This window comes from Mycobacterium sp. E1715 (assembly GCF_001667625.1).
GTDB lineage: Bacteria > Actinomycetota > Actinomycetes > Mycobacteriales > Mycobacteriaceae > Mycobacterium.
Map to the genome: position 1 here is coordinate 1 of NZ_LZJJ01000078.1, position 7,096 is coordinate 7,096.

Here is a 7,096-nt window from a genome sequence, read left to right on the forward strand (position 1 = left end):
CCGGTTTCATGCTTGCGGCTTCTGGTCGGACACGACGTTGTCGGACGCGGTACGCCGCAACGCCGAACGGTCGCCGGACCGCCTTGCCTATGTCGACCATGCCGGGACAGCGCTGAGCTGGCGCCAATTCGACGATGCCGCAAGCGCTCTGGCCGAGAGACTGGCCGGCGCGGGGATCGAGCCCGGCGACCGCGCGGCGGTGTGGCACGGCGACTCCGCGGCCCTGCACGCGCTGTTCGTCGCGATCGAGCGGTGCGGGGCGGTCGTCGTCGGCGTCGGCGCGCGCGCCGGAGCCCGTGAAGTCACGGCGATACTGCGCAGCGCCCAGCCGAAAATCCTGATCAGCGACCAACTGCGTGGGGCGACCGCGGCGCACGTCGCCGGGGAGCTTGCGCTCCCCACCCTGACGCTGGACTCGCCCGCCGGCTCGCCGCGACTCGACGTTCGGGCGGCGCGGAAGGCGCTTGCCCCCGAATCCCGACTCGGGCCCGACGATGTATTCCTCATCAACTCGACATCCGGCACCACCGGGCTGCCCAAGTGCGTGGTGCACACACAGAATCGCTGGCACTACTTCCACCAGAAGGCCGTCGCCAACGGGCTGCTGACGTCGGAGGACGTTTTCCTGCCGGTCATCCCGACACCGTTCGGATTCGGGTTATGGACCAGCCACACCACGCCGATCTATCTCGGCGCCACCGCCGTCATCCTGGACCGGTTCAGCACGCGGGCGACCTGCGAGGCGATAGCCCAACACCGGGCCACCGTATTGTGCTGTGTCAGTACGCAATTGACCATGCTGATGGCGGATCCCGCGACCCGCGACCACGACCTGAGCTCGCTGCGGGTCGTGTTCACCGGCGGTGAGGCGCTGCCCTACCGGCCGGCGGCCGAGTTCGAGGAACTCACCGGCGCGACGATCCTGCAGTTCTACGGCTCCAACGAAACCGGGATGCTGAGCGCCACCACGGTCAACGACACACGCGAACGCCGGCTGCGCACGGGCGGGCGGATCGTGCCGGAAATGGCGGTCCGGCTCTTCGACGGGGACCGCGACGTGACCGCGACCGGCAAGGGCCAGCCGGCCTGCCGCGGCCCGGCGACCAGCCTCGGCTACCTCGGCGGAACCGATCACGACAAGCTGTTCACCCGAGACGGCTGGATGCGCATGGGGGACATCTGCGAGATCGACGCGGACGGATACCTGACCGTCACCGGGCGAACTTCCGACTTCATCCTGCGCGGCGGAAAGAACATCAGCGCAACGCAGGTCGAGGATGCCGCCACCACCCACCCTGCCATCGCGGTGGCGGCCGCGGTCGCGATGCCCGACCCGGTCTTCGGCGAAAAGGTATGCCTCTACGCCGAACTCGTCGGCTCGGCCACGATCGAACTGGCCGAGCTGGTCGAACACCTGCTGGCGCTGGGGGTGTCCAAGGAGTTGTTGCCCGAACGGCTCATCGTGGTCGACGAGCTTCCGCGCTCGTCGGGCGGCAAGGTTGCCAAAGGCCGGCTGCGCGAGGATATTCGAGCCAGAACGGAGGCCGAACATGAATGCTCCTGACGCGCGCCGGGGCGGCCTGGAGGTATGGGCGCCGTCGGTGGTCCCCCTGATCGGGGTCGACTTGTCCGACGAGCAGGCGCTCGCGGTCGCCTTCCGCCACCTGGCCGGCATCGGGTTCGCCGAGAACATGGCCGGACACATCACCTGGCAACTTGACGGCCGGACGGAGATGCTGGTCAATCCGTGGGGGCTGTGGTGGCAGGAGATCACGGCGTCCGACATCTGCGTGGTCGACGCCGACGCCCGGGTGCTGCGCGGCCGGTGGGACGTCACCCCGGCGATCCACATCCACACCGAGCTGCACCGCGTCCGCGACGACGCCCGGGTGGTCATTCATAACCATCCCTACTACGTCTGCGTGCTCGCCGCGTTGGGCCGGTTGCCCGAATTGGTGCACCAGACCGGTTCGCTCTTCCTCGATGACCTCTGCCTCGTCGAAACCTATGACGGCGAGGTCGACAGCCCCGCCCGCGCGGCCGAGCTCGCGGCCCGGATCGGGTCCGCGAACCTGACCATCCTGGCCAACCACGGCGTCATCGCGACCGGGCGCAACCTGCCCGAAGCCGTCTACCGCGCGGCGTCCATCGAACGGGTCTGCAAGCTGGCCTACGACGTGCTGCTCACGGGCAAGGAGCCGGTGGCCATGAAGTGGTCCGACATGGCAGGCATGCAGCGGTCTCTCGTCGAGCGCGCCGCCGACGTGTACTGGGCGGGCGCGGCGCGGATGACCATCAAGGCCGACCCCGACGTGCTCACGTGAACCCCGTCGTCGCGGGTGCGTCCACGGCCGCGACACGTCGACAGGCGTCGCCCGCGTCGCACACCGAAGCCGGCGACACACGCTCGATTACGCCTCCACGCAAGGAGATTGACCAGTGAAATCGATCGACGAGCTGGCCGGCAACCTCAACTTCACGACGGCGAAGACCGGCGAGCAACGCTCGGTCACCTTCTTGCCCGATCCGCCCCGCGCGCCTCGGCGCTACACCGTGATCTCCGTCGACGATCACATCGTCGAGCCGCCGGATACCTTCGCCGGGCGGCTGCCGCGCAAATTCGCCGACCGGGCGCCCAAAGTCGTCGAGACCGAAAGCGGCGGACAGACCTGGGTCTACGACGGTCGGGAGCTGCCCAACGTCGGATTCAACGCCGTCGTCGGCCGTCCGGTGGCCGAGTATGGCTTCGAGCCGGTCCGGTTCGACGAAATGCGCAGGGGCGCCTGGGATATCCACGAGCGTGTCAAGGACATGGACCTCAACGGCATCTACGCCTCGCTCAACTTCCCGTCTTTCCTGCCCGGATTCGCCGGCCAGCGCCTGCAGCAGGTGACCAGTGACCGCGACCTGGCGCTGGCCTCGGTGCGCGCGTGGAACGACTGGCACCTCGAGGTGTGGGCGGGCTCGTATCCCGAGCGCATCATTCCCTGCCAATTGCCGTGGCTGCTCGACCCCGAACTCGGCGCGCGGATGATCTACGAGAACGCCGAGCGTGGGTTCCACGCCGTCACGTTCAGCGAAAACCCGGCGATGCTGGGGCTGCCCAGCATCCATTCCAAACACTGGGACCCGATCATGGCGGCGTGCGCCGAAACGGGCACCGTGGTGAACCTGCACATCGGCTCGTCGGGCTCCTCACCCTCCACGACCGACGACGCGCCTCCGGACGTGCAGGGCGTGTTGTTCTTCGCCTATGCCATCTCCGCGGCGGTCGACTGGCTGTATTCCGGGCTGCCCAGCAGATTCCCCAACCTGAAGATCTGTTTGTCGGAAGGCGGCATCGGGTGGGTGGCGGGCCTGCTGGATCGCCTCGACCACATGCTCAGCTATCACGCGATGTACGGCACCTGGGCGGCGCTGGGCGAAAGCCTCACGCCCGCAGAGGTGTTCACTCGCAACTTCTGGTTCTGCGCCGTGGAGGACAAGTCCTCGTTCGTCCAGCGCGACCGGATCGGCGTGGACAACATCATGCTGGAGGCCGACTACCCGCATTGCGACTCCACCTGGCCCCACACCCAAGAGACGATCCACGAGCAAATCGGCGACCTGCCCGCGGACGTGATCCGGAAGTTCAGCTGGGAGAACGCCTCTCGCCTTTATCGCCACCCGGTGCCGGAAGACGTGCAGCGGAATCCCGACGCGTTCTAGCGGGCGCCGCTCTCGCCGTAACGGCCCTTCCATAATCGGCTTCTGCTCCGTACGCTACGTTCAGTATGTACTAAACGTAGCGGGAGGGTCATGTCGCCGGAAGAGGCCGAGTTCGTCGACCGCCTCGGGCTGTTCTTCGAACTGCTCGGCGCCACCCGGACCATGGGCCGGCTGTATGGATGGTTGATGATCTGTCATCCGCCGCAACAGTCACTGACTCAGCTGGCCGACGCGTTATCGGTGAGCAAGGCCTCCATCAGCACCGTCGCCCGCCAGCTCCTGGAGGGTGGCATGGTGGAGCGGTTGCCCAGCCCGGACCGCCAACACCTGTATCGGGTCACGCCGGGCGGGTTCACCAGCGTTCTTAAAACCCAGCTCTCGCTCATGCGGCTGGGCATCGAGCCCGCCGAGTTCGCCCTTTCCGTGCTGCACGAGGACCGCGCCGAACAGCGGCAGCGTGTCGAGGATTTCCGCGACTTCTGCGAGTTCTGCACCAACGCCTACCGCGATCAGCTCATGCAGATGTGGACCGAATATCGGGCGGCAAGGAGAAAGCCATGAACCCGACCGACAAGGTCGACTTCACATCCGTACCGTGGGGTTCGGTGGAATGGACGAACCTCGTCACCCTCTATCTGCGGGCTCACGAAAGCCGTTCGAACCGGCCCATTCTGGGCGACAAAGCGGCGGCGGCAGCCGTGGAGCGGATCGACTACGACTTCAAGCGAATCCATCGGAGCTCGCTGCCGGCGTCGAACCAGTACCTGGTCGCCCTGCGCGCCAAGCGGCTCGACGACTGGTGCGCGGAATTCCTGCGGCGCCACCCCGACGCGGTGGTGCTGCACCTGGGTTGCGGGCTCGACGGCCGCGCCTTCCGGCTCACCGTGCCGCCGTCGGCCTCGTGGTTCGACGTCGACCAGCCCGGTGTCATCGAGCTGCGGCGACGGCTCTATCAGGACACCGAGCGGTACCGGATGATCGGCTCGTCGGTGACCGATCCGGGGTGGCTGGACCAGGTTCCGATCGATCGCCCCACGCTGGTCATCGCCGAGGGCCTGCTGATGTACCTGACCGAACAGCAGGTCCGCGACTTATTGCAGCGTCTGACCGGCCGATTCCAAAGCGGCGAAATGCATTTCGACACGCTCTCGGCGCTGGCGCCGTTGCTGTCGAAGCTGTTCACCCGCGGGATCATCAAGTGGGGCATCCGCGATGCGCGGGAGCTGGAGAACTGGAATCCTCGGCTGCGCCTGCTCGAACAGGTCCCGGCGCTGGCAGGTTACCAACAGATCGAATCGGCGCCGGTTCGGTTCGTGTACAAACTCACCTGTGCGACTCCCGGCGGCCGGTATGACGTGCTGAACCGCTTCGAATACTCATAGGTCGGAAGCCAGCCGCCGAAGAATCTCGGCGGTGGGTTCGGCGGTGGCATTCCGGTACCCGGTGCCCGCCCACAGGTGCACGTAGCCGGGCTTGCCCGCCGCGGCCGCGGCCTTGCGGAGCGGGCTGGTCAGGTAGTGGATGGCCGGATAGCCCAGCGGCGCCTGCGCCTCGTGGGCATCGATGAACGCGTTGCGCAGCCCGCGGGCGGGGCGGCCGGTGAAGGCGCGCGTGAGCACCGTCTCGGCGTACGCGGGATCGGTCAGGGCCGCCTGATGCGTGGCCGATGCGCCGCTTTCGTCCGCGCGCAGCAGAACCGTCCCGACGGCGGCCGCCGCGGCGCCCGCACGGATCACCTCGGCCACCGCGGCGGGGCTGGCGAGCCCGCCGGCGGCCATTACCGGCAGCGGCACGGCCGCGACGATGCGCTCGACCAGTTCGGCGATCGGCACCGGCCGCAGCGGCTCCCGCGGCGAGAGTGTGCCCGAGTGACCGCCCGCGGCCGCCCCCTGCACGGCGAGCATGTCGACCCCGGCGTCGCGTGCCTGCACCGCCTCGTCGGGTGTGGTCACCGTCTGCACCACGACGCTGCCCGCCTTGCGCAGCGCCGCGATCACCGCCCGCGGCGGGATGCCGAAGGTGAACGACACCATGGGAACCGGGTCGTCGAGCAGCAGCGCGACCTTTTCGTCGAACTTGTCGCTGTCCTCGATCGGCTCCGGGGGCAGCGTCAACCCGAAGTGATCCGCGTCGCGCTGGACGATCGCGGCGTAGGCGCGGTAGCGCGCGGGGTCAACCGGCAGCGGATTGGGTGCAAACAGGTTGATACCGAACGAGATTCCCTCGGCGCGAACCTGCTTGACCTCGGCCTCCACGGCTTCCACGGTCTTGTACCCGGCCGCGAGCATGCCCAGGCCGCCCGCGCGGGTCGCGGCCGAGACCATTGCGGGGGTGGTCGGGCCGCCAGCCATCGGGGCGGCGACCAGCGGGATGGACATTTCGAAACCTGCCAGCATGTCGGAGCCCTTTCGGTGTAACCGTGCGCCGAACGCGGACAGCGCAGCCCTGACAATAACGACGCCCCGTCGCGGCGGCATTCCACCCGGGCAGATGACCTGGCAGGATGCTTCACCGTGAAGAGGCCCAACTTCCTCGTGATCGTGGCGGACGACCTCGGGTTTTCCGATATCGGCGCGTTCGGCGGCGAAATCGAGACGCCGAACCTCGATCGGTTGGCCCACGCGGGGATCCGGCTCACCGACTTCCACTCGGCGCCGGCGTGCTCACCCACCCGGGCGATGCTGCTGACGGGCACGGACCACCACATCGCCGGCATCGGCACCATGCTGGAGGTCGCCGGCCCCGGGTTTCGCGGGGCGCCCGGCTACGAGGGCTACCTGAACGACCGGGTGGTGGCGTTGCCGGAACTACTGCGCGACGCGGGATACCTGACGCTGATGTCGGGCAAGTGGCACCTGGGCGCCACGATCGACAGGTCGCCCTGGGCGCGCGGTTTCGAGCGCTCGTTCGCGCTGCTGCCGGCCGGGGCCAGCCATTTCGGCGGCGGCGGCGCCCGCAGCTTCTCGCCGGTGCCAACGCTTTACACCGAGGACGACCAGTTCGTCACCGTGGGGGATGACTTCTACTCGTCGGACTTCTACACCGACAAGCTGCTGCAGTATTTCGGCGAACGCGCCCCCGGCGACGACCGGCCGTTCTTCGCGTACCTGCCCTTCCAGGCGCCGCATTGGCCGCTGCAGGCCCCGGACGAATCCATCGCGAAGTACCGCGGCCGCTACGACGCCGGACCCGACGCGCTGCGCGAAGAGCGACTGGCCGCACTCAAGCGGCTGGGCCTGTGTCCGCCGGACATCGAGGCGCACCCGGTCGTTGCCGACGGCGCTCCCGAGTGGGCCGACATGACCGATGAACAGCGCGCGGTGTCGGCTCGCAGCATGGAGGTCTACGCCGCGATGGTCGACCGGATGGACTGGAATATCGGCCGGGT

At 68.0% G+C, this 7,096-nt stretch carries 7 protein-coding genes; 6 read left to right on the forward strand and 1 reads right to left on the reverse strand.

Translation table 11 applies throughout. From position 1 onward, the window contains the following. From A9X03_RS04415 to A9X03_RS04435, 5 genes are all read left to right on the forward strand, one after another. Positions 1 to 1,564, forward strand: a 1,564-nt coding sequence (locus A9X03_RS04415) for a class I adenylate-forming enzyme family protein (RefSeq protein ID WP_068259857.1), incomplete at its 5' end; no start/stop codon positions are given. Continuing rightward, the gene (locus A9X03_RS04420) at positions 1,551 to 2,324 is read left to right on the forward strand and encodes a class II aldolase/adducin family protein (protein WP_068259859.1); all 774 of its coding nucleotides are present in this window, start codon (positions 1,551 to 1,553) and stop codon (positions 2,322 to 2,324) included. The genes A9X03_RS04415 and A9X03_RS04420, both read left to right, overlap by 14 nt. A 115-nt stretch (positions 2,325 to 2,439) precedes the next feature. Next, positions 2,440 to 3,708 (forward strand): amidohydrolase family protein, encoded by a 1,269-nt coding sequence (locus tag A9X03_RS04425; RefSeq protein WP_068259862.1) that lies wholly within the window; start codon positions 2,440 to 2,442, stop codon positions 3,706 to 3,708. Positions 3,709 to 3,798: 90 nt separating this feature from the next. Further along, positions 3,799 to 4,269, forward strand: coding sequence for a GbsR/MarR family transcriptional regulator (locus A9X03_RS04430; RefSeq protein WP_067784657.1), 471 nt, complete (start codon positions 3,799 to 3,801; stop codon positions 4,267 to 4,269). Next, positions 4,266 to 5,090, forward strand: coding sequence for a class I SAM-dependent methyltransferase (locus A9X03_RS04435; RefSeq protein ID WP_067784660.1), 825 nt, complete (start codon positions 4,266 to 4,268; stop codon positions 5,088 to 5,090). Before A9X03_RS04430 ends, A9X03_RS04435 begins: the two co-directional genes overlap by 4 nt. On the opposite strand, the gene A9X03_RS04440 is transcribed toward A9X03_RS04435, so the two are convergent. Continuing rightward, complete coding sequence (locus A9X03_RS04440; protein WP_068016549.1) at positions 5,085 to 6,104, reverse strand: nitronate monooxygenase family protein; 1,020 nt, start codon at positions 6,102 to 6,104, stop codon at positions 5,085 to 5,087. The two genes, A9X03_RS04435 and A9X03_RS04440, sit on opposite strands and share 6 nt — an antisense overlap. A 117-nt stretch (positions 6,105 to 6,221) precedes the next feature. On the opposite strand from A9X03_RS04440, the gene A9X03_RS04445 reads away from it, so the two are divergent. After that, positions 6,222 to 7,096: sulfatase-like hydrolase/transferase (locus tag A9X03_RS04445; protein ID WP_156746468.1), on the forward strand; the 875-nt coding region annotated here is incomplete at its 3' end.